This is a genomic window from Paenibacillus cremeus, assembly GCF_007786445.1.
Classification (GTDB): Bacteria; Bacillota; Bacilli; order Paenibacillales; family NBRC-103111; genus Paenibacillus_G; species Paenibacillus_G cremeus.
Genome location: NZ_VNJI01000003.1, coordinates 108,385 through 127,310, shown reverse-complemented (window position 1 = coordinate 127,310; position 18,926 = coordinate 108,385). Strand labels below are relative to the sequence as shown.

At 46.4% G+C, this 18,926-nt stretch carries 19 protein-coding genes, 3 pseudogenes and 1 other annotated feature; of the genes and pseudogenes, 8 read left to right on the top strand and 14 right to left on the bottom strand.

All coding sequences use genetic code 11. The features are described from left to right. Positions 1–88: 88 nt before the first annotated feature. Positions 89–1,003: a cation diffusion facilitator family transporter gene (locus FPZ49_RS03670; RefSeq protein WP_144843352.1), complete on the bottom strand. Its 915-nt coding sequence runs from the start codon at positions 1,001–1,003 to the stop codon at positions 89–91. Between the two features lie 149 nt (positions 1,004–1,152). Next, positions 1,153–2,523: a TrkH family potassium uptake protein gene (locus FPZ49_RS03665; protein ID WP_144843349.1), complete on the bottom strand. Its 1,371-nt coding sequence runs from the start codon at positions 2,521–2,523 to the stop codon at positions 1,153–1,155. Positions 2,524–2,697: 174 nt separating this feature from the next. Between FPZ49_RS03665 and FPZ49_RS03660 the strand changes: the two genes are divergently transcribed. Further along, positions 2,698–4,191, top strand: coding sequence for a peptide MFS transporter (locus tag FPZ49_RS03660; RefSeq protein WP_144843346.1), 1,494 nt, complete (start codon positions 2,698–2,700; stop codon positions 4,189–4,191). Between the two features lie 54 nt (positions 4,192–4,245). On the opposite strand, the pseudogene FPZ49_RS03655 reads toward FPZ49_RS03660, so the two are convergent. Beyond that, positions 4,246–4,467, bottom strand: a pseudogene (locus FPZ49_RS03655) (DapH/DapD/GlmU-related protein); the annotation flags it as partial. Positions 4,468–4,600: 133 nt separating this feature from the next. Between FPZ49_RS03655 and FPZ49_RS37405 the strand changes: the two are divergent. Then, positions 4,601–4,768: a DUF3973 domain-containing protein gene (locus FPZ49_RS37405; RefSeq protein ID WP_186445589.1), complete on the top strand. Its 168-nt coding sequence runs from the start codon at positions 4,601–4,603 to the stop codon at positions 4,766–4,768. Here the strand turns inward: FPZ49_RS37405 and FPZ49_RS03650 are convergent. After that, positions 4,752–5,795, bottom strand: coding sequence for an acyltransferase (locus FPZ49_RS03650; protein ID WP_144843343.1), 1,044 nt, complete (start codon positions 5,793–5,795; stop codon positions 4,752–4,754). The genes FPZ49_RS37405 and FPZ49_RS03650 overlap by 17 nt on opposite strands. 331 nt (positions 5,796–6,126) lie before the next feature. Between FPZ49_RS03650 and FPZ49_RS03645 the strand changes: the two genes are divergently transcribed. Further along, positions 6,127–7,263 (top strand): alanine racemase, encoded by a 1,137-nt coding sequence (locus FPZ49_RS03645; RefSeq protein ID WP_144843340.1) that lies wholly within the window; start codon positions 6,127–6,129, stop codon positions 7,261–7,263. A gap of 34 nt (positions 7,264–7,297) precedes the next feature. Next, positions 7,298–7,762: a RidA family protein gene (locus FPZ49_RS03640; protein WP_144843337.1), complete on the top strand. Its 465-nt coding sequence runs from the start codon at positions 7,298–7,300 to the stop codon at positions 7,760–7,762. Between the two features lie 306 nt (positions 7,763–8,068). Here the strand turns inward: FPZ49_RS03640 and FPZ49_RS37245 are convergent, their stop codons facing one another. From FPZ49_RS37245 to FPZ49_RS03605, 7 genes and pseudogenes are all read right to left on the bottom strand, one after another. Then, positions 8,069–8,839 carry a carboxymuconolactone decarboxylase family protein gene (locus FPZ49_RS37245; protein ID WP_186445588.1) on the bottom strand — a complete coding sequence of 257 codons (771 nt, stop codon included), beginning with the start codon at positions 8,837–8,839 and terminating at the stop codon, positions 8,069–8,071. Beyond that, on the bottom strand, positions 8,836–9,231 hold the full coding sequence (locus FPZ49_RS03630; protein ID WP_144843331.1) for a MerR family transcriptional regulator: 396 nt from the start codon (positions 9,229–9,231) through the stop codon (positions 8,836–8,838). Before FPZ49_RS03630 ends, FPZ49_RS37245 begins: the two co-directional genes overlap by 4 nt. A 159-nt stretch (positions 9,232–9,390) precedes the next feature. Further along, a pseudogene (locus FPZ49_RS37400) lies at positions 9,391–9,513 on the bottom strand (GNAT family N-acetyltransferase); the annotation flags it as partial. Positions 9,514–9,580: 67 nt separating this feature from the next. Next, complete coding sequence (gene leuA, locus FPZ49_RS03620) at positions 9,581–11,248, bottom strand: 2-isopropylmalate synthase (protein WP_144843328.1); 1,668 nt, start codon at positions 11,246–11,248, stop codon at positions 9,581–9,583. Between the two features lie 81 nt (positions 11,249–11,329). Continuing rightward, positions 11,330–11,594: a binding site (T-box leader), on the bottom strand. A 159-nt stretch (positions 11,595–11,753) separates the two neighbouring features. After that, on the bottom strand, positions 11,754–12,437 hold the full coding sequence (locus tag FPZ49_RS03615) for a YjjG family noncanonical pyrimidine nucleotidase (protein ID WP_144843325.1): 684 nt from the start codon (positions 12,435–12,437) through the stop codon (positions 11,754–11,756). A gap of 359 nt (positions 12,438–12,796) precedes the next feature. Beyond that, the gene (gene hisD / locus FPZ49_RS03610) at positions 12,797–14,086 is read right to left on the bottom strand and encodes a histidinol dehydrogenase (RefSeq protein ID WP_144843297.1); all 1,290 of its coding nucleotides are present in this window, start codon (positions 14,084–14,086) and stop codon (positions 12,797–12,799) included. A 133-nt stretch (positions 14,087–14,219) separates the two neighbouring features. Continuing rightward, complete coding sequence (locus FPZ49_RS03605) at positions 14,220–15,230, bottom strand: LacI family DNA-binding transcriptional regulator (RefSeq protein ID WP_144843294.1); 1,011 nt, start codon at positions 15,228–15,230, stop codon at positions 14,220–14,222. Positions 15,231–15,422: 192 nt separating this feature from the next. On the opposite strand from FPZ49_RS03605, the gene FPZ49_RS03600 reads away from it, so the two are divergent. The 4 genes and pseudogenes from FPZ49_RS03600 to FPZ49_RS03585 form a co-directional block, all read left to right on the top strand. Then, positions 15,423–15,857 (top strand): MarR family winged helix-turn-helix transcriptional regulator, encoded by a 435-nt coding sequence (locus tag FPZ49_RS03600; protein ID WP_144843291.1) that lies wholly within the window; start codon positions 15,423–15,425, stop codon positions 15,855–15,857. A 92-nt stretch (positions 15,858–15,949) separates the two neighbouring features. Continuing rightward, on the top strand, positions 15,950–16,222 hold the full coding sequence (locus FPZ49_RS03595; protein WP_144843288.1) for a hypothetical protein: 273 nt from the start codon (positions 15,950–15,952) through the stop codon (positions 16,220–16,222). 101 nt (positions 16,223–16,323) lie between these two features. Further along, positions 16,324–16,863 (top strand): NAD(P)H-dependent oxidoreductase, encoded by a 540-nt coding sequence (locus FPZ49_RS03590; protein ID WP_144843285.1) that lies wholly within the window; start codon positions 16,324–16,326, stop codon positions 16,861–16,863. Next, positions 16,863–16,993 (top strand): annotated as a pseudogene (locus FPZ49_RS03585) (SDR family NAD(P)-dependent oxidoreductase); the annotation flags it as partial. The gene FPZ49_RS03590 and the pseudogene FPZ49_RS03585, both read left to right, overlap by 1 nt. A 47-nt stretch (positions 16,994–17,040) precedes the next feature. Here FPZ49_RS03585 and FPZ49_RS03580 read toward each other — a convergent pair. The 3 genes from FPZ49_RS03580 to FPZ49_RS03570 all read right to left on the bottom strand — a co-directional run bounded on the left by FPZ49_RS03580 (position 17,041) and on the right by FPZ49_RS03570 (position 18,807). After that, positions 17,041–17,292: a YolD-like family protein gene (locus tag FPZ49_RS03580; RefSeq protein ID WP_144843282.1), complete on the bottom strand. Its 252-nt coding sequence runs from the start codon at positions 17,290–17,292 to the stop codon at positions 17,041–17,043. 146 nt (positions 17,293–17,438) lie between these two features. Continuing rightward, positions 17,439–18,308: a sugar phosphate isomerase/epimerase family protein gene (locus FPZ49_RS03575; protein ID WP_186445587.1), complete on the bottom strand. Its 870-nt coding sequence runs from the start codon at positions 18,306–18,308 to the stop codon at positions 17,439–17,441. Between the two features lie 25 nt (positions 18,309–18,333). Continuing rightward, positions 18,334–18,807: an MgtC/SapB family protein gene (locus FPZ49_RS03570; protein ID WP_144843276.1), complete on the bottom strand. Its 474-nt coding sequence runs from the start codon at positions 18,805–18,807 to the stop codon at positions 18,334–18,336. Between the last annotated feature and the right edge of the window lie 119 nt (positions 18,808–18,926).

Below are 18,926 nucleotides of genomic sequence, written 5' to 3'. Positions count from 1 at the left end.
ATAACATTAACACTCTAACCAGAATAGGGCTCATTATTCCGTAACGACAAAAAAATGCACACCATCTTGGTATGCATTTCTCGTTGGATTATTTCCCAGGAAGCAGCGTCTCCTCATCGTACCATGGGTTCAGATGAATGAGCACCTCTTCTACATCATTATGCTGTGCCATAATGATTTGTTTGATTTTGCGGGAGATGTCATGTCCTTCCTGCACGCTCAGCTGCGCCGGTATCCCTACCCGAACATCAACCATCACATATTTGCCGAACGCTCGTGCGCGGATCCGATCAATTCGTTTGACCTCGGGAATGGATAAGACCAGATTCTGATAATCTGTAAGAATTTCGGAGGGGACCGTTTTTTCCATCAAAATATCCACGGCTTCTTTCCCCATCTGATAAGCCAGCTTTAATACAAAATAAGCTACAACAATCCCTGCCGCCGCATCTCCATAGCTTAAAAAGGCGATCTCATACTTGTCTCCAATCAGTGCTGCGCCAATCCCAAGGACGGCTGCACTTGAGGCATACACATCGGCGAGATGATCATAGGCAGTGGCTTCCAGGCTTTTACTGCTGGTCACTTTACTAATTTTAATGCAATACAGATACAGCCATTGCTTCCATACTAAAGAGATCAATGCAGCAATCAATGCAACCATACTTGCTTCGGCTGCCACCGAAAAAAAAGATTCGAAGGAATAATACGCGATATAGACAGCTGCCAAACCCATCACAATGGCCACGGTGGCCGAACCAATCAGTTCGCTTTTGCCATGCCCGTAGGGATGATCTTCGTCGGCAGGCTTCTGAGCCACTTTGGCTGACCCTAAAGCGGCAATGGTGGCAATGACATCTCCCGCATTATGAATCCCATCCGCGATCAAAACTTGGCTTTTGAATAGGAAGCCCACTACAAGCTTTATGCCGGTCAAGAGTAAATTGCTGATTAAGCTGATCCAAATTGCTACCACATTAGATTTACTTTCTTCGCCATTCAACTTCCCTTTACCCCCAATCACATGTCGACAAATATCATAATCGATGTAGACCGTGTGGGTCTAGAGAAACAGTTTTGTAATGACCCTTAAATGTAAGGAGGGGGAAACAAAGTTGAACCCGTCCAAATTCTGTGAATAAAGGCTAACGCTTACCCCGTCATAATCCGTTCCACTGGATAATGGTATTTGGCATCCTCCTGCTTCCCGCGAAGGAAAAAGAAGCAAGTGGTTAAGCCGATTCGTCCGAGAAACATCAACACCATAAGAATGGTTTGCGAAAATGTACCGAGCTCCGGCGTAATTCCAGTAGATAAGCCTACGGTGCCGAAGGCAGAGCAGACCTCCAAGATAATACCAATGAGCGGCAGATGCTGGTTGGCTAGGCTTATTGCAATTACCGAGACGACACACATCACCGTCGCAAGAAGCGTAATCGCAAGAGCCTTCAAAATATCCTCCTGATGAATTTCCCGTCGAAAGAGTTTAATGGACTGGTATCCTCTCGCATATTGGTAAATAAACAGCATATTTAAGGCAAATGTCGTCGTACGGATGCCCCCGCCTACGGAATTTGGTGAGCCGCCGATAAACATAAAGATGCTCATTAAGAGGAGGGTCGGCACCGATAACTGGTTAATGTCGAGCGTCGTCAGTCCGGCGCTTCTAGTTGTGGCGGTTTGGAAGAGCGCGTAGAAGAAGCTTTCGTGCCAGGACATGTCTTTGAAGCAGCGTTCGTTTTCGAATAACAGCATCAGGATTGTGCCGAGCACCAGCAGAAAAGCATAGGTAACCGTCGTGATTTTGGTAAACAGCGAGAAGCGAAATGCTCGTGCATCCCCCTTGCGAAGATGAGTTAGGTAGGCCTTGGCTTCTATTAATACAGGAAACCCGATGGCGCCAAAAATGATTAGAACGATCGTTACGAGCTGTACAAAGTAATCGTTGGCATACGGAGTCAAGGACTGTCCTGTGATATCCATACCGGCATTCGTCGTAGCGCTGACGGAGGCGAATAAGCCCTGAAGCAATGCGTCCTGCCAGGTCTCATAATAGCTCAAGAAACGGATGCCTAAGACTACTCCTCCAATAAGCTGGGTCAGCAGGGTGATCACCAAGATTTCTCTCATCAGATGAACGAGTCCCGATAGCTCGAACTGATTATTATCCATCATGATCAGGCGGCGCTGGCGCAGTCCGATTCGCCGGCCCAGCAGGAGCCAGAAAAATGTACTCATCGCCATAATGCCGATCCCGCCGAATTGCAAGACGATCATGATGACGACATACCCCCATACGCTGTACGTATCGGCGACATTGAACACGGCTAATCCCGTATCACTGGCTACGCTTACGGCGGTAAAGACCGTATCGAAAAAGGACACATGGACACCTGGCTTACGCACAGCCGGAATGCTGAATAAGAGGACGGAAATGGCCATCGCCAAAAAGTAATAGCCGGCAATCACTTGGGCAGGAGATCGTTTTTCGATCCAAAGCTTTAATTTCGTAGAAGTGCGCATGGTTTCAACGGCTCCTCCCTTCCATTCACAAGTTGATGCAAAAAGGCTACATCCCATTTTTCGCCCAAATCCGGTTGAATATTCTTTCGGGATAACCTGAATTACATAAATCAAACTCGACCTGGGAATGAATAACCTTGGCAATAAGTAGAAAAAGCAAAAGAGGTTATTGTGATGTCGGATACCACGAAGCAAAAAATTGTCGAGAGTGTCCCCCAGCATGGCTTTCTCGGGCACCCCAAGGGGTTATTTACCCTCTTCTTTACCGAGTTTTGGGAGCGGTTCTCTTATTATGGCATGCGGGCCATTCTTGTGTTTTATATGTACTATGAGGTGTCCAGGGGCGGTCTGGGACTGGATAAAACCCTTTCGCTTTCGATTATGTCCATTTACGGTTCGTTGGTCTATATGTCCGGCATCATCGGCGGCTGGTTGGCCGACCGAATTTTCGGCACTTCCAAAGCCGTATTTTACGGCGGGATCCTGATTATGTTTGGGCATATCGTGCTTGCAGTGCCGGGCAGCGTCACTCTGTTCTTTGTCTCCATGGTGCTCATCGTACTGGGGACAGGCTTGTTAAAGCCTAATGTTTCCAGTATCGTAGGCGAAATTTACGGTGAAAAAGACAATCGCCGCGATGCCGGGTTCAGCATTTTTTATATGGGGATTAACCTCGGCGGGTTTCTTTCTCCACTCGTTGTCGGAACTCTGGGCACCAAGTATAACTTCCACCTTGGTTTTGCTATTGCGGCAGTAGGGATGTTCCTGGGGCTCGTCATTTTTTCACTAACCAAGAAAAACAATCTCGGTCTTGCCGGCACGCTCGTCGCTAATCCGCTCTCTCCCGCCGAACGGACTAAAGTGTTCCTCCGAATTGGCCTGGGTGTGGTTCTAGTGGTTATCGTACTGGCGATTGTTATTCCGATGGGGCTGTTTTCCTTTAGTACATTTGTTAAATTAGTAGGAATTCTCGGGATTCTCATTCCAACTCTATATTTCATTGTCATGTACAATAGTTCTAGAACGACCGCTACCGAACGTTCGAGGATCCTAGCCTACATCCCGCTGTTCATTGCCTCGGTTATGTTCTGGGCAATTCAAGAACAAGGATCCACGATCCTGGCCAATTATGCCGATGAACGCACGCAGCTGGACTTTGCAGGCATCCATATTTCCCCTGCTTGGTTTCAATCTCTAAATCCGCTGTGTGTGATCATTTTCTCGCCCCTATTCGCCTTGCTCTGGGTAAAGCTTGGAGAACGCCAGCCCTCCATCCCGGTCAAATTTGCCTTAGGCCTATTGTTCTCCGGCTTGTCCTTCCTGGTGATTCTATTACCATCTTACTTTGGCGGAGCCGGGTCCTTGGTGAATCCATTGTGGCTCGTTCTGAGCTATTTCACTTGCGTGCTCGGTGAATTATGCTTATCCCCTGTGGGTCTCTCCGCTACGACCAAATTAGCGCCCGCGGCCTTCTACGCGCAGAGCATGAGCCTGTGGTTCTTATCCAACGCGGCTGCTCAGGCGGTGAATGCACAGATTGTTAAATTTTACACACCCGCGAACGAAATGGGCTACTTCGGCAGCATAGGAGTGATCTCCATCATTCTTGGTTTCATCCTGATCCTACTTGCCCCGAAGGTTCAAAGCTATATGAAGGGTCTACGATAACAACCAAGCCGCCCTGCGAGATGTCGCAAGGCGGCTTTTCGTTAACAAAATCGATTAGAGCTCGATGTGCTTTATTACTTTGGCCGGATTGACTCCTACGACGACATTGTCGGGAACATCTTTGGTTACTACGGCTCCGGAAGCGATAACCACGTTATCTCCGATCGTAACCCCTGGATTAATAACTGCCCTTCCTCCGATCCATACATTGCTGCCAATCGTTACCGGTTTTCCATACTCTGCCCCAGCTACACGTTCGAATGGATTTAGCGGGTGCAAGCTAACATTTTTTGTTTCTCGGTCTTCATTTCCAAAATTCATTACATCCCTTTGTTAATTAAGTCACAAATCGTCGTTTATTGTCGAATAATTATGATAGCGGAACTATATCGATTTGGAGTGATTTCTCGTGTTTTATTGTTTGAATTGTAATAAAATTCATTATTTTGCTACCGAAGAAGATTATATCTTTTTGACAGGCTTCCATTTTGTGGAGAATCGAAAATTACCGGCTGGCTTATGCCGTCAGAAGTACGCTTCCCACGTACCTAAGGATGCTCTTACTTTCCGAAGATAAGCCATGCCCATTTCACCCTTTTGCATGCGATCACCAAGCCTAAAGGAACGGTTAGAATGATCAGTAATCTGATCCCAATGCTTGGATGATATAACGCCGATGAGTATGGAAACTGCATATACTGCTTCGCCAGAAAAAGTAAAGCCGGGTGCATAAAGTATATTCCTAAAGAACACTTGCCATACGCGCTTAATAATGTAGATGATTTGGGCCAAGTTAAAGCTCCAATATAGATGGCAGCTAGTGCCGCGAGTATGGAGTATAAGTGCACAACGATTTCTTTGATCGCAGCATGTATTGGGTGCCCTGCTAGTTCCAGTTCGGCGATGATCAGGTGGAGCAGCATAAAGAGTAGTGCAGATGACAGAAGCCAAGGAGAATAAGTTCGAATCCAGGTACTGACGGCCTGATAGTTCTTGCCTGCTATACATCCGACGACAAAGGCCTCGAGATACGTAGTAAATACGATCGATTCGTTTTCAATCCAATGATACTGATGATTCAAAAGGCCAATTAGGGCTTGAATCGCCACACTTCCGATAATAAGCAGGCTGTAGTGAAGGTTCACCCTTTTAAGCAGCGCAAAAAGTACGGGAAGCAGCAAATAATATTGAATGATGAGGATGATGTAGTACAAATGGTACTCGGCTCTCCCCGTGAGCAAATCCATTAAGTACGCGCGTAGGGACCCATTGCCATTGGGTTCAAACGCGTGGTTAAAGAAAAAATAAAATGTGGACCAGAATACATACGGAATGAAAACATACTTTAGCCTTTTCCGGTAAAAGGCGAAGATTTGGTCGTTCTGCCACTCCTCAAAGTAACGATAAAATAAAACGAGTCCGCTCAAGAAGATGAAGGTCGGAACGGAAAAGTGTCCCCCTCGGTTCAAAGCTGCATAAATAGCGTATGTCCGACTTTCAATCGGCGTATCCATTAGCGCTTGTGCAGTGACGTGGATCATCAGAACGCCCAGGATTGCGACTCCTCTGGAGACTTCAATTTCCCTTAAGCTGGGATAGCTCATATGATATCAGTCCTCATTTATAACGGATTCGATCGCTTGAGACTGAACCTCATCATATTATAAATACATTTTATTTATCATATTTTCCATTTATAAATAAAAGCTTAGAATTTCTTTCTTTAAAACATAAAAAAGTCGAGCTCCAATTGGGAGTTCGACTTTTTGACATTTTATGAGATATCTTCTGTCCCTCTTATGGATTCGGAAGCAATTAACGCTTTTGTCTTTCAGCACGCTTGACATATTATTACAGCTGCAACTATCCTTTTAAGTAAGGGGTATATCTGTTCTGCTAGAGCCTGTCCGTAACTAAACGATTGGAGTCTGTATTATGAGAGGAGTGGATAAGGTGAGCAGCATGACATTGGATGGATTAAATACGCCCTGTTTGCTTATCGATGTGGAGACCATGGAACGAAATATCCAAACCATGGCCGAGGTAGCGAAGCAGCATGGCGTGAAGCTTCGGCCGCATGCCAAGACGCACAAAATCCCTCGGATCGCCCAGATGCAGCTGGACGCTGGAGCATGCGGCATCACGGTGGCGAAAGTATCAGAGGCCGAGGTAATGGCGAGCCATGGAGTGCAGCGGATTTTTATCGCCTACCCGCTTATTGCTATTGCCAAGATTGAGCGTGCGGTAGCGTTAAGCCGCAGCATCGAGCTGATTCTAGGCGTCGACAGCTATGAAGGAGCGGTTCGCTTGTCTGAGACTGCCGCTCGGCTCGGCCACGTCCTGCAGGTCAGGCTTGAAGTGGACACGGGCTTGCACCGAACCGGCATCCCATACGAGCAGGCCGTAGGCCTGGCGAAACAGATTCATCAGCTGCCTCATCTTCAGCTCACGGGCACCTACACGTTCCGCGGGCCGCTCCTCGATGGTCGACCGACACTGGATCGGGCTGCGGCCGGCCAAGAAGAAGGCCGCGTTATGGCGGCTCTGGCCGAGAAGCTGCGTGCGGAGGGCATCCCGATCGCGGATGTCAGTGTCGGCTCGACGCCGACTTCGGCCTACGCCGCTGCAGTTGAGGGCGTGACGGAGATCCGCCCCGGCACGTACGTGTTTCATGACCGGATGCAGGTCAAGTACGGGGTTTGTGCCCTTGAGGACTGCGCTGGCAGCGTCCTGGTGACGGTTGTCAGCCGGCCTACGGCTGACTTGGCGATCATCGATGGCGGCAGCAAAACGTTCGCCACCGACGTGCAGCCGAACACAGAGCCCTTAAAGCTGACCGGCTTCGGTCAGGTGATCGGCTTCGAGGATGCCGTGTTTGAGCGGATGACCGAGGAGCACGGGATGCTCCGGCTGGGACCGCTTGCGCAGGATGCCGGAATACGCGTTGGCGATACGCTGCGCATTATCCCGAATCACATTTGCAGCACCGTCAATTTGCACAATCAGGTCATCCTTGTTCGAGGGGATTTGGCGGAGACCGTTCCCGTGCTTGCACGCGGGATGCTCGAATAGCAGCATATCACATTATGGAGGTGTACGTCCCATTATGGCACGTATCGAACAACGATTATTGGAGCTAGGAATTGAGCTCCCACCTGCACCCGAACCTAGGTTTACGTATATCCCCTGCAGCCGTACTGGTAATTTGATTTATTTGTCTGGGCAAGATTGCCGCATTCAAGGCGTGCTGATGTATGAGGGCAAGCTCGGGACGGACATAACCATTGAGCAAGGTCAAGCCGCCGCACGGCAGACGATTATCAACTGCTTAGCTGTGATGAAGGGTTATCTTGGCGATCTGGACCGCGTCGTCCGCATTGTGAAGCTGCTGGGGTTTGTGAACAGCGCGCCCGGATTTGCCGATCAGCCGTACGTCATGAACGGGGCCTCCAATTTGCTCGTGGATGTATTCGGTGAAAACGGAAGGCACGCTCGTTCGGCCATCGGCACCAGCGAGCTTCCGTTTCACACGCCGGTGGAAATCGAGCTGATTGTGGAGATTCGCGATTAAGTTGTATAAAAACAGCTGCCGTCTTGGACTGGAAAGTAAAGTCCTTAGACAGCAGCTGTTTTATTGTTACCGTTGTCCGTTAGTTAACTTGTTCAGCTCAATGAATAACCGTTCCTTCATGGTCTTCAGGACTTCATCATTGGGTTTCACATCATCCGCATACATGAATATGCCAATGCATATGAGAATCGCCAAATAAGATATAAATGGAAAAATGTCATTGGTTCATGGAATTTAGTTTTCGTTATCTGCTCTATTGAGATCGCCGCATGGAAGCTCTTATCGGACCTAACATTCGTGAAAGAGTTAATGCGAGAAGAAGATCTCTTTCGCAACTTTTATCGCGTTTAAAACTTTTGGGAAGCCCGTGTAAGGTGAGCATTGTAGTATGGCTTCAACCGCTTCTTCTTTCGTTAAACCTACACGAAGAGCGGCGTTGATATGTACGTGCAACTGAGGCTCGCATCCACCTTGAGCGGTTAAGGCTCCTAAAGTAACGAGTTGACGTTGTTTAGGATTTAATCCTGAGCGGCTATAGATTTCACCGAATGTAAAATCGATGATCTGTTCTGCTAATAGAGGGGCAATATCGGCAAGCGAATCAGCAACAGCTTCGCCATGTTTGCCGTCAATTTCTTGAAGCTTTGCCAAGCCTCTTTTTCGTCGTTCTTCTATAATTTGTAGTAACTCGTCCTCGATGTTTACTTCGATATTTTGTTCAGCAAAAAGCTGCTTTGCAACGCCAACCGCATTTAGAGCACGAGGGAAGCCACAAAACGGAATGCAATGTGTGGCAATTTCTATAATTTCGTTCGGCGTAAGCCCCACTTTTAAGCCGAAGTTCATGTGCCATTTGAGTTGACTTGGAGTATCACCTAATGAGATTAACGCAGAAATCACGATCATTTCTCTTTGGTGATAGCTTAGTACGGGATTACTAAAAAGTTGCCCGAAAATCTCAATAATATATCTACTGATGTGAGGGGATACGTCACTTAAACCATTTATGACACCTTGGATACCTGCTTCATCAGTTTCTTGAAACCGTTTTTTTCCGATTTCATACGATGAGTTCATGGTTCCATTACCTCCAGTTGTAGGTTTTCTAATTCCCATTGACGGTAAATTTCTATTTTTTCGTTAATGACTTCATAATGTTCTTGAAGCCTCTCGATCTGTTCCGCTAACTTGTTCTTGTGGGCTTCCAGCAGAATTCTCCTTTCTTTGGTTGTAGAGGAACCTTGTCTTCTTAAGTCAGCGATCCGTTGCATTTGCCGAATGGTCATTCCTGTTGTTCGAAGCCTTACCAAAAAACGAATCCACGCTAGATCGTTTGCAGAATATTGGCGGCGACCGTTAGACCCCCTGGCAATCGCATGAATCAGACCGTTCTTCTCATAGTAACGCAAGGTGTGTGCGGTGATGCCGGTAAGGTCAGAAATAGCTTGTATGCTTAAATATTTTTCCATAGAATAAGTTTACATCTTAGAGCGCGCTCTAAGTCAATAAAACATGCAAAATCGATGCAAAGACACTTAAGCCACAAAAAAAAAACGCCATTGCGGCGTGTATTTCAGCTAAAGTGTTCTCCGTTACTGACTCTGACTCTCAATTATTAACAATAAGAATTAACATAGCCTTTTTATAAAATTTTTCTGGTCTTTTGTAAACTCGTACCCGCGTTTTTCATAGAACTTGTGAGCACTTTCGCAGCTCGGATGCGATAACAGTTTGATTCCAGAAAATCCATGGCCCTGTTTTGTGCGCTTTATACAAAAAAGAAAAAGCCCATAAAGCTATGGGCTCATTAAAACATCTCTACACGTTGGAGCGGCTCATTTGGTTCACAGCGCTGAACAGAGCCTTTACCGAGGAGGTCATAATATCTACGTCGATGCCGCAGCCCCAATATACGCTGCCGTTGGAAGCTTTAATTCCGATATAAGAAACCGCTTGTGACTTAGAGCCGGTTTCCAAGGCGTGCTCCTTATAGACCAAATCGGAGTAATTCAACCCAAGATCGGTTTGCAGCGCATTGCTGATCGCATCGAGTCTTCCGTCTCCAGTGCCGGTAATTTCCTTGACTTCATTGCCAGTTCGGATCGTGACGATGGTTTGGAAATCTTCATTGTCACTAAAGCGGTATTTAACAAACTCGACCGGTTGGTTGATATTTACATATTCTTTCATGAAAATATTTTGAATTTCTTCCGGCATCAGTTCCTTTTGCTGCTGATCCGATACGTTTTTCACGCAGTAACCGAAGTGTTCACGCATTTTCGCTGGGAGATCAAGGCCGTACTTTTGCTGCAGAATGTATCCGATGCCGCCTTTGCCAGACTGGCTGTTAATGCGGATTATATCGCCTTCGTACTCTCTGCCGATGTCTTTCGGATCGATCAGCAGATAAGGAACCGACCAATTGGCTGGCTTCTCGTCCTCGCGCCATTTCATCCCTTTGGCAATGGCATCCTGATGCGAACCGGAGAACGCGGTGAATACAAGCTCGCCGCCGTACGGGTGACGCTCGCTCACTCTCATTTTGGTCAATCGCTCATACACGGAGATGATTCCAGGGATGTTGTCAAAATTCAGCTTTGGATCGACTCCGTGCGAGTACATGTTCAAAGCCAGTGTGACAATGTCTACGTTCCCTGTTCTTTCCCCATTTCCAAACAATGTACCTTCGACGCGTTGAGCTCCAGCCAGTACGCCCAGCTCGGCATCCGCCACACCGGTTCCTCTATCGTTGTGCGGATGGAGCGACACAATAACATTCTCGCGGAAATTCAAGTTCTCGCTCATATACTCGATCTGGCTGGCGTAGACGTGAGGCATCGACATGGATACCGTTGCAGGAAGATTGATGATGACCGGGTTCTCTGCCGTCGGCTGCCATACGTCGAGCACGCTGTTACAGATATCCAGTGCAAAATCGATTTCGGTCCCTGTAAAGCTTTCCGGCGAGTACTGGAACTGAAAATTACCCTCGGTTTCCTCCGCACACTGCTTCAGCAGCTTCGCGCCGCTGACCGCGATGTCGATAATTTCTGCTTTGGATTTACGGAATACTTGCTCACGCTGCGCTACGGATGTCGAGTTGTACAAATGCACTACGGCTTTTTTTGCACCCTTGAGCGAATCAAAGGTTTTGCGGATAATGTGCTCTCTGGATTGGGTGAGCACTTGGATGGTTACATCATCCGGGATCAAGTTCTGCTCGATCAAGGTGCGCAAGAAGGTAAACTCCGTCTCCGATGCTGCGGGAAAACCCACTTCGATTTCTTTGAATCCAATATCTACAAGGAGCTTGAAGTACTCCAGCTTTTCCTCCAAATTCATCGGAACGATTAACGCCTGATTGCCGTCACGAAGGTCAACGCTGCACCAGGTCGGAGCCTCTGTAATATATTCCTTCGTCGTCCATTTCAAGCTGGTCTTCGGCGGCATAAAATAGCCTCTTGCGTACTTATCAACGTTTTTCATGAATGTTCTTCCCTTCATCAATTTATCTGCGCCGACCCGGAAATGATCGGAGGTAACAAAAAAAGCCCTTCATCTCCAATATACAGAGACGAAAGACTTTGATATCTTACGCGGTACCACTCCGAATTCATGCCATCGCCGGCATGCACTCTACGGATACGGGTTTATAAAAACAGACAACCCTTGTATCCTCCTGATGATAACGGTCAGGTTCCGGCTCCACCTACTGAACCAGTTCAGCGAGCAACTCCAAGGCGAGTTCCGATCTTCTCCACGGCTGTTTCGCACCGACCAACAGCTCTCTGTTCGCTTAGAAAACCATACTATTCCTTTTCAACGTATTTTGAAATATTTGTGTTAATGTTATACCACCCATACATTCGTGTCAAGTAGATAAGTACAAACTTCATCAAAACATACTGAAAGGAACAAGCTCCATGCCTATTAACATAATTACTACGCTTAATACTGCAATGAATGTGTACACGAATAATAGCTATGTTCTTCACAGGATCGTAAATAACTCCGCTAAGCTCGAGATCGTATACGTGCTTTGAATGTCTGCCGGGCTTTTCTTCATCGTTCTGTTGATCCAGCAAGTATCAATGCCTGACCGAAGTCCGCCTTTAATATCCGTATTTAACGAATCTCCAATGACAAGCGCTTCTTTTTTATTGAAATTTGAAATATGACTCATCACGTGATCAAAAAATTTAGTAGAAGGCTTTTGATGGCCGATGCTTTGTGAATCAAAGATGTCTTCAAAAAAATCATACAGCCCCGACTGCTTCAATCGTTTGATCTGCGTGCGGGATACACCATTCGTGACTACAAACAGCCGATGGGTAGCAGATAAACGTTGACAGACTTCCAAAGCGCCTTCGATCAGCAGCTGGTTTCCTTCACCCAATAGTTCCCGATACTCACACTCCCATACCATCCCATCGACGACTTCCCCTAGCTTCAGCATCGTTTCTGAAAATCTGGAGTTCAGCACGGCGTCTAGTGCCATATTTCCATTTTCGTATTCGGTCCATAATTGTTTGTTGACAGAATTGTAGAGCTGAAACAACTCATCCGTAAAAGCATATCCGTGCTGCTGGAACAATTGGGCTAACGATTCCCTTTCATTCGCACCGAAATCCAGCAGTGTATCATCTAAATCAAATAGCAGGATCTTGTAGCTCATGGTTCCTCCCGTCACTGAATACGATAGCTCCCCGTACATGAATGCACAAGGAGTTCGATTTGGCGATCTGTTAACAAATCCTGTGGCACGCCCGCATCCGAAATTTTGGTTACGGCTTCCGAAAAGGGTTTGCAAAGAATCAGGACGAACTTTCTAATCGAGTCTCATTTCCATATTGTCATTTTCCCTTCATTTTTTTGTCAATTAGTATATTCAAGATCGTTTCTTCTTACACTAAATAAGACAATCCGCGGCTTCAATGTGTGACATCTTGTTTGCTGGAGTTTGTCCAGATTTATGATAAGTTAAAAAATCGACCGCCACAACGCTAGGTTGCGACAGTCGATAATGAAAAGGTATTATAATGATTGCGTAACGTTGGCATATCTACGCACACGCAGCTTAGCTTGCTCGGCATGCCCTGCAAAATTTTCGATTTCACACAGCCGCGCACAATATTCGCCAATCATTGCCGAGGCTTCCGGCTTCACTTTCTGGTACGTGCAGGTTTTGATAAACTTCCCAACCCACAGTCCCCCGGTATATCGTGCCGCTCCTTTCGTCGGAAGGGTGTGATTGGTGCCAATCACCTTATCTCCGTATGCGACATTCGTTTCTGGGCCAAGGAAAAGCGCACCAAAATTCGTCATATGATCCAAGAAATACTGCGGTTCTCTGGTCAGTACCTCTACATGCTCGTACGCTAACTGATTTGCTTCCGCTAAGGCTTCTTCCTGACTATTGACCAGAATAATGGTCCCATAATTCTCCCATGCCATGCGGGCCACTTCGCCGGTAGGCAAAAGCTTAAGCTGACGCTCGATTTCCGCTTGCGTCTCTATAGCCAGCTTCTCTGAGGTGGTGATCAGCGCACAGGGCGATGTTGGACCGTGCTCGGCCTGCCCCAACAAGTCGGTAGCCACCATCTCGGCGTCTGCGGTTTCATCGGCAATCACCAGCGTTTCTGTTGGGCCCGCCAGCAGATCAATCCCGACCTTCCCGAACAGCTGTCTCTTTGCTTCGGCTACATAGGCATTGCCCGGTCCGACCAGCATATCGACCGGTGCCAACGTCTCAGTGCCTAACGCCATGGCTGCCAGCGCCTGAACTCCGCCGAGGATATAGATTTCGTCCGCTCCGGCAAAGGACATGGCAGCCACCGTCGCGGCCGGGATTTGTCCGTTGATCGGTGGCGTACAGGCAATCACCCGTTTCACGCCTGCAACCTTGGCGGTAAGCACACTCATATGTGCGGAAGCCACCATAGGATATCTCCCTCCCGGTACGTAGCAGCCTACGCTGTTCACCGGGATGTTCTTATGTCCCAGGATGACCCCTGGCAAGGTCTCCACTTCAATATCCTTCAGAGCTGACTTTTGCGCTTCAGCAAACCGCCTGACATTGGCTTGGGCAAACTTCAGGTCCGCGATTGTTTGCTCGGGTAAACTTCGGATGAGCTCAGCGATCTGTTCTGGACTCAGCTTAAAGGTTTCGGGCGCCCATTGATCTAATTTGGCGGACAGCTCGCGAACGGCTTCGTCCCCTCTTGTCTGTACATCTTCAAGCATGTTCTGCACGGCAATTCTAACTTGCGCATCTGCCTGGGCAATTTCAGTGGAGCTCTTTCCCGTCTTCAATAATCTGGACATGTATTAGGCCTCCATTTATCCATGCATACGTATGCATTAATAACATATAAAAAAGGTATTAAGCAAATACCTCTTTCATGACAGCGTATGCATTTCTAATATCAATATAATCAGGAACTCGTGTTTATGTCAATTATTTCCTATGCTTCACCGTCTCCCGTTCAACCAATTGTCCCTTGATCCATTGGGATACGCCCTGCTGCTGCATCTGCCCCTTCTCTTCAATGCTTGCCAGCAATAAATCGATGGCTGCTTGAATCATCTGTTCCACCGGCTGCGTCCATGTCGTTAAAGCATAGCCAGCCCAAGAAGCGGGCTTGATATCGTCGAAGCCAATGATCGAAACGTCGTCAGGGATGTGTACGCCGATTTTTCTCGCGGCATCCATCGCGCCCAGTGCCATGATATCATTGGCACAAAAAATCCCATCCGGAGGCTCCACGCTCGTTAACAACCGCGAGGCTGCTTCGAAGCCTCCTTCGTAAGTATAGCCCCCGTGATCGATGATCAGATTGTGGCCGTATTTCGTCAACGCTTCACGGAATCCCTTTTCCCTGTCTTGACTGGTCGACGTATTAGGGTTTCCCGCGATAAAGGCCAGACGGCGATGACCGCTCTGAATCAAATATTCGCCAATCCGATATCCACCATCCACGTTATCGCAGCAAACCGTATGGCCATGCGAGCTTGGATGATAACGGTTAAACAGCACCATCGGCATATCCAGCTCCGTGAGATGGGTAACAACGGATGACGATAGCAGCACGTCCGTCACAATCAAGCCCTCGATATTATAGGCCAGAAACGGGGATAATTCCTCGCTCTGAAGGTTGTCATTCTCCGAACTCAGTAATAGGACGTTGTAGCCTCGTTGTTTAAGCTCACCGGATAATTTGCTTAACACCTCTGGATAAAAAGGATTATCGATATCCCCCATGACCAGTCCGATCATATTCGTCTTTTTGGTGATCAAGCTTCTAGCCAGCAAATTCGGCCGGTAGCCCAATAGCTCTGCGGCTTCGAGAACACGCTTTTTAGTATCCTCCGAAACGGATGCACCGGGAGTGAACACTCTGGAAATGGTGGATTGGGAAACCCCCAAATGCTTAGCAATATCGTGCGCTGTAACCGGCTTTTGCACCATGATCTCCTCCATCTGCTCAAAAACATATATATATAAAAAAAGCTAGAATTATCATAATTGTTGCGAAAATCCACTTCCAAAGCAATGATTAATTAAAACTGCTTCGGATGGAAACAGTAAAATTAATTTAGTTGACCTTATCGAATTTCCGTGTTAATTTGTATATGCAAATGAATAAAAGGATTTGATCCAATGAATGAAGAAGAACAGGTATTAATTCACTGTCTTTACTTTACCGCTAGTCGGTTTGCTCGAAGTATTACAAAATTAGCAGAAAAAACATTTGATTTTGGAGACCTAGCACCTTCATATCTTTACATGATTATGATTGTGAAGTTCAATCCGGAAATCACACAGAAGGAACTATGCCACAAGTTATCAATTGCGCCTTCCACAAGTACAAGGTTTATTGATAAACTTGAAAAATTAAAGCTTGTCACCAGAAAAATGGATGGAAAACAAACGTTGATCTCATTAACTGCTGAGGGAGAAAAAGTGTACCTACAGTTTCGGGTTTCATTAAAAAATTTGTTTAACAGCTATTCCGAGGTATTAGGTATTGAGTTCAGTAAAGATCTAAGTAAGACTTTACACGAAGCGAGCAATAAAATAGAAAGGGAAACATAATTTTTTTAACCATTCATTTGCATATACAAATAAGGAGGCTGTGTTTATGCCAGAGCAGGAGCCTTAGCAGTGTAAAAGAAGTGATTCCCCATATGCAAAATGGTACGGTTTTGTTTACAGGCGGCGGGTTAGCCCTTTATCCATACGCTGATTATTCTTCTTTGGCGATCGGGAAATCCGGTATACGCAACTTAGCGTACAGTTTGCACCAAGAATTAAGCCCTAAAGGAATTTATGTTGGAACATTAACAATTAATGGATTCGTAAAAGAAGGAACTTATTTCTCACCTGAAAATATTGCAAATACATTTTATAGTATGTACGAAAATCGAACTGAAACAGAAATTATGTTTGAAGAAAAATAAATTTTTTTAAATTAACATTTGTATATACAACTATAAAATCGTTTCTGAATGAAATTATGAATAAAATCAAAACTAAAAAATAAAACAAAAGGAGATTTACAATGAAAACTCTTGTAATTATTACTCACCCTAACTTGGAACAATCCCGAATTAACCGTACTTGGATGCAGGAATTGAAAAAACACGAAGAAATTACGGTCCACACGCTATATCAATCGTATCCCGACGGAAAAATAAACGTGGCATACGAACAAAGTCTATTAGAATCACATGACCGTATTATTCTTCAATTTCCATTTTACTGGTATAGCACGCCTTCTTTGTTAAAACAATGGCAGGATGAAGTTCTCTCCTACGGTTGGGCATATGGACCAGGAGGCGACAGGCTGCACGGTAAAGAACTAGGTCTTGCGATTTCGACATTTGGACCAGTGGATTCTTATCAGCCTACTGGCTACAATCATTTTACCATGGAGACTTTAACAACTCCCTTACAACAAACAAGCAATCTCATTGGTACCCGCTTTATGCCGTTATTTGTATTAAACGGTGTTATGCATGTTACTGATGAACAACTTGAAGAAAATGCAAAAATGTATGTTAATCACGTTCTTCAGCCATCCTTAATTAAAGCTAATTAAACGTACCCGAAATATTCGGCGTTACACCTGGTTTTACCACAACAGACCTCAATGAAAATGCTCCCGGAGGTTAAGCGAAACAAATTATAATGGAAAAATTCTTGATAAAAACGGAACTATACCGTGGTAGAACTTGATCAGAGAAAGAAAAACGGCTCAGTGTTGGACTGAGCCATTTCAATCTCTAGGATAATCCACCTTCATGATATCCATAAACGGAACCTTAATGATCCCGCTTTGCTGCTTAATATGTACCTTCCCGGTTCTAGGATCCATTGAATCAATTACCCCTCGAACGGGTTCCTCCCAGCCCCAAACCGTTAGCATGATCTCTGAGTTTTCATACTTAGCTTCAGCTAACTGATTCCCAATCTCTTCGAGTACGAATTCATCACGCGTCGGTCGTTTTGCTACTTTTTGCTTTGCCACAAGCATTCCCCTTTTTAGTTACCAGCAGAACCATGCTTTAGTCTTTCCAAGCGCCCTACTCTCATGAAATTCATTATAACACAAAAAAGCCAGACCGAAATCTGGCTTCTCTAAACACAATGAACCTATTTGTGAGTCTTATAGTTTTAGCTGATTAATGATAGACAATAGCGCCCGATGGCATAGCCTGATTGAGCTACCAGATCCTTCAGAGGGTCGGGAAGCCGCGTGAACTCTTTATGCGTCTCGAAGGTGAAGTCGCCTTCGTAGCCGATTTCAGCCAGTACAGGCAGCAGCTCCTGCCAGTTTACCGTACCATGGAAGGGAAACATATGCCCGTCTTCGTGTCCATTGTTGTCGTTCACATGCGTCGCTTTGAGCCGCTTGCCAAGGATGCGCAGCTCGTCTCGCTGATCCTTAAAGATGAAATTGCCATGCCCGAAATCCCAGCAAGCCCCGATGCCTGAATCATTGCAAGCGTCAATGAGGGCCACCAGATCCGCAGCTCTGCTCGCAAAACGCCGTGTCGATTTTTCGATCATGTTCTCGAAGGCGATGCCGACATTGTGTTTTTTTGCAAGCTCTAGTGCGGGGGCATGAAGCTCCAGATTCTCTTTTACGCACGCATCTAGGTCGAATTCTTCGCCATCTCTGCCCGGTGCGGGATGCAGGATCGCCCACTTGACGCCGAGGATCGAGCTGGCAATGATCGAGCGCCTCATCATTTCGTGATAGACTTCCTGCTTTTCCTCCGGCAATGCATCGACACGACGGGTAAACACCGGGTGCGACTGGGTGAAGATGATGCCTTCTTTTTCCGCCTCGTTCCGTAAATCTTCGATCAGCTCACGCCAATGATCCTTCGAAAGATCGGATAAGCCATTTAAAGCTGCACAAAAATTGACGTCCAGCACACGGAAGCCCGCCGCCTTGCATCGGTTCAGCGATTCCTTATAAGACGTGTACCCCCCATCCAATCTGTAGCCAAAAAAATTCGTCGATGTCGAAAGCTGCATTGTAATCATCCTTTCGATATTGGATTTAATGGCGCTCTGTCTTTTCAAATCGATCCGAGATGATCTGAATGAACAGCACCAGTACAGCTATAAGAATGGAGCCGTAATAAAAGCCCGCCCCAACGCCAAGGCCAATACCAGCCACAATCCATAACGAGGCAGCGGTCGCTAGGCCTTTTCCTTTTGCCATGATCGCTCCTGCACCCAGAAACCCAATGCCGTTAATGACCTGTGCGGCCAAGCGCGCCGGATCGGTAAGTAAATTCGGCTCGATACTTGGATCACTTGGATGATTGCTAGGATCCATATCGAACGCAGCGAACCCGTAAATCGATAAGAGCATCAGCAGGCACGCGCCAATGCTGACTAAGATATGCGTGCGAAAGCCCGCGCTCTGCCCCCTCCACTCTCGCTCAAATCCAACACAAGCTGCTAGTGCCCCGGCAAGCAAGACTCTACCAACTACTTCCAAATGACTCAAATCCCATACGGTAGCCATACACTCATCTCCATCGCAAGATCAACTAACAACTTTAAGGCATTGAAATGGGCACAAAAAAAAGATAACCGGACTACTTTCATGAAAAAAGTAGTTAGTTACCTTGGGTTTCTCATCGT

What these genes read in the sequence shown, in the direction of transcription:
- FPZ49_RS03665 (WP_144843349.1), bottom strand. Translation starts at nt 2,523, where the DNA reads ATGCGCACTTCTACGAAATTAAAGCTTTGGATCGAAAAACGATCTCCT.
- FPZ49_RS03660 (WP_144843346.1), top strand. Translation starts at nt 2,698, where the DNA reads ATGTCGGATACCACGAAGCAAAAAATTGTCGAGAGTGTCCCCCAGCAT.
- FPZ49_RS03650 (WP_144843343.1), bottom strand. Translation starts at nt 5,795, where the DNA reads ATGAGCTATCCCAGCTTAAGGGAAATTGAAGTCTCCAGAGGAGTCGCA.
- FPZ49_RS03645 (WP_144843340.1), top strand. Translation starts at nt 6,127, where the DNA reads ATGAGAGGAGTGGATAAGGTGAGCAGCATGACATTGGATGGATTAAAT.
- FPZ49_RS03640 (WP_144843337.1), top strand. Translation starts at nt 7,298, where the DNA reads ATGGCACGTATCGAACAACGATTATTGGAGCTAGGAATTGAGCTCCCA.
- FPZ49_RS37245 (WP_186445588.1), bottom strand. Translation starts at nt 8,839, where the DNA reads ATGAACTCATCGTATGAAATCGGAAAAAAACGGTTTCAAGAAACTGAT.
- FPZ49_RS03630 (WP_144843331.1), bottom strand. Translation starts at nt 9,231, where the DNA reads ATGGAAAAATATTTAAGCATACAAGCTATTTCTGACCTTACCGGCATC.
- leuA (WP_144843328.1), bottom strand. Translation starts at nt 11,248, where the DNA reads ATGAAAAACGTTGATAAGTACGCAAGAGGCTATTTTATGCCGCCGAAG.
- FPZ49_RS03615 (WP_144843325.1), bottom strand. Translation starts at nt 12,437, where the DNA reads ATGAGCTACAAGATCCTGCTATTTGATTTAGATGATACACTGCTGGAT.
- hisD (WP_144843297.1), bottom strand. Translation starts at nt 14,086, where the DNA reads ATGTCCAGATTATTGAAGACGGGAAAGAGCTCCACTGAAATTGCCCAG.
- FPZ49_RS03605 (WP_144843294.1), bottom strand. Translation starts at nt 15,230, where the DNA reads ATGGTGCAAAAGCCGGTTACAGCGCACGATATTGCTAAGCATTTGGGG.
- FPZ49_RS03600 (WP_144843291.1), top strand. Translation starts at nt 15,423, where the DNA reads ATGAATGAAGAAGAACAGGTATTAATTCACTGTCTTTACTTTACCGCT.
- FPZ49_RS03595 (WP_144843288.1), top strand. Translation starts at nt 15,950, where the DNA reads ATGCAAAATGGTACGGTTTTGTTTACAGGCGGCGGGTTAGCCCTTTAT.
- FPZ49_RS03590 (WP_144843285.1), top strand. Translation starts at nt 16,324, where the DNA reads ATGAAAACTCTTGTAATTATTACTCACCCTAACTTGGAACAATCCCGA.
- FPZ49_RS03575 (WP_186445587.1), bottom strand. Translation starts at nt 18,308, where the DNA reads ATGCAGCTTTCGACATCGACGAATTTTTTTGGCTACAGATTGGATGGG.
- FPZ49_RS03570 (WP_144843276.1), bottom strand. Translation starts at nt 18,807, where the DNA reads ATGGCTACCGTATGGGATTTGAGTCATTTGGAAGTAGTTGGTAGAGTC.